General features: G+C 71.4%; 1 protein-coding gene. It reads right to left on the bottom strand.

Annotated elements, in window-relative coordinates; all coding sequences use genetic code 11:
• Positions 1–241 (bottom strand): transglutaminase-like domain-containing protein (locus ACZ3HG_RS24660; RefSeq protein ID WP_465335142.1); only part of this gene is annotated, 241 nt, incomplete at both ends.

The following is a 241-nucleotide window of genomic DNA, read 5'->3' as shown; positions in this document are numbered from 1 at the left end:
CGATGTTGTTCGTGGGGTCGAAGCCCTGCCAGTCCCCCGCGAACCACTCGACCCACGCGTGCGACTCGCCCGTCACGGCCTCGCCGATCTCGGCCGCCGGCTTCGGGTGCAGGTAGCCCGAGACGTAGCGGGCCGGGATGCCGACTTCGCGCAGAGCACCGAGGGTGATGTGCGCGATGTCCTGGCACACGCCCTTGCGGGCCTCCCACGCGTCGACGGCCGTGGAGTGCACGCCCGTCAC

The sequence above is a fragment of the Erwinia sp. PME.40.26/001 genome (assembly GCF_055556675.1).
The sequence above is the reverse complement of the archived record's forward strand: the minus strand, read 5'-3'. Positions and strand labels throughout refer to the sequence as shown.